The following is a 1794-nucleotide window of genomic DNA, read 5'->3' on the forward strand; positions in this document are numbered from 1 at the left end:
GGCGGAGCCGGCAGGAGGTTCAGCTGCACGGTCTGACTTTATCCGGCTGGCTTCGCAGGTGTTAGCAACGGTGCTAAAGTGCTCCCCCAACGGTAGGTGTCTAAACCTGGGCTTACTCTGTCCTCCAGAATAAGGGATATCTTCATGGTAACTTTTGAAATTTTTATAGCAATTAAATTTTGTGCAAGCAGGACATAAGCAGTCGCTGCTATAGCAAAAAACCAGCATTTTCCGCAACACAGTAAAATGGTACTTAAAGGTTAAACCTGAGCTACCAGAATATTCACCAAGGCCTCGTGCCACCTCAGTTTAGATAAGTTTTATGCTTACATCCGCATGCGTATTCAGCATGCCCGCCCGTATAAAATTCCGGCGACTGTTATTGACATAAGGCTGTCACAGTAATGTATTTACTTTTTTGGCGGTATCTTGCGGTCCGTAAAGAGGAAATCGCCCCACTAATGCAGTCACTGTACGCTGGCATGGCGCAGATATACAGCAGCCCGCTCGGGTCCGAATATTCCATGCAGACGCTCAGCAGCAAATGCATCAGAGTGCTGCATTCGCTGAAGACGTAGCGGGATAACTTTGCAGCCATGTCAGCATTACGGGACGTGCCCGTGGAGAAAAAGCTCATCCATGAGAGTTACATCTTACTCTTATCCGTCCGCTGAAGAGGGCCGCCGTGCAGACGGCCCTTCATGTGCGGAAGGGGGGGCCTTACGGGTTGTAAATCGCCCCGGTCATGCTGATGGTGTAGATCCCTGGCTTGACAGCTTTGGTGCCATCACCAACCGCCCAAACGTTATAATCAAGCTTGCTAGAAGCTGTGGGGGTTACCGCATACACATCACCGTTGATCCGAATAACATCATATTTACTCTCCATGCTATCCAGATCTGCGTCTTTTGGCATAGGAATATAATTAAAGCTGTAATCTTCTTCCCCCTCATGCCCAGCAGCATAGCTAGTTGCAGGTCCTAAAGAATCATTACCAAATTTTAAAGCCAATAACGCAGTGACACCGGAATCTTTAATCGCCAGGCTTCCGTTGGCAATTGTTAGAGGATTAGCGGACGACACTTTTTGACCCGCTTTCAGACCAGAAATCGGCGTCAGTGTGTTCTGAAGCGTAATCGGCTGGCTAAACTCTACGTCTGCAGTCGCCGTGGTCAGGTTGCTGATGGTGCCTCCGCTCAGCTCAGCAGCGGATGCTGCCTGGCTGAAGCAGACGGCGGCGATGAGTCCGGTCAGTAAACGCATTTTCATAAGTTTCTTTCCTGTTCAATATTTCAGATATTTATACCTCGCCATATGGCGAGGTGGTGTTTCTGGCACAGGGCCAGGTTAGTTCAGGACGGACGCGCTGAGCGCCACCGTCCAGGTATCCGCATCCACGTACTGATCGCCGTCTGCTTCCAGTCGGAAGTCGGCGGCACCTGTGGCGTACGTAATCACAGCACCATCGCTTTGTGCTCCGGGCCGCCAGACTGGACCGCTCAGGCGCACCCGCAGCCGGTGACCGGGGTCACGCTGTCCGGACAGCGTGCAGCGGCTGGGATGGCCGGACTCGGGTTCAGATCTGCAAAGCAGCCGGAACCCGACATGGGATGAATTGCTGCTGACGCGCCCGGACATAAGCAGCGTGCCGTCACGCACCTTCCCGGCCTTCAGGCCCGAAGCGGCTCTGAGCTGCAGGCTGGGATTTTCATCGGCGCTGGCGCAGACGCTTTTCAGCATCAGCCCCGCCAGTAACGCGGACCATACGAACATTTTCCTGCCGTAAACCATGCT

General features: G+C 52.8%; 2 protein-coding genes. Both read right to left on the reverse strand.

Annotated features, from left to right (window positions below; translation table 11 throughout):
* Nucleotides 1-720 precede the first annotated feature (720 nt).
* Nucleotides 721-1269: a hypothetical protein gene (locus H7K56_RS22990; protein WP_150059874.1), complete on the reverse strand. Its 549-nt coding sequence runs from the start codon at nucleotides 1267-1269 to the stop codon at nucleotides 721-723.
* Nucleotides 1270-1347: 78 nt separating this feature from the next.
* Nucleotides 1348-1794: AfaD family invasin (gene afaD, locus H7K56_RS22995; RefSeq protein WP_259395533.1), on the reverse strand; the 447-nt coding region annotated here is incomplete at its 5' end.

It is taken from the genome of Pantoea dispersa (genome assembly GCF_014155765.1).
In the GTDB taxonomy this organism is placed as follows: domain Bacteria; phylum Pseudomonadota; class Gammaproteobacteria; order Enterobacterales; family Enterobacteriaceae; genus Pantoea; species Pantoea dispersa.

Excerpts from the sequence above, each read along its gene's own strand:
- H7K56_RS22990 (WP_150059874.1), bottom strand. The coding sequence starts at position 1,269 with ATGAAAATGCGTTTACTGACCGGACTCATCGCCGCCGTCTGCTTCAGC.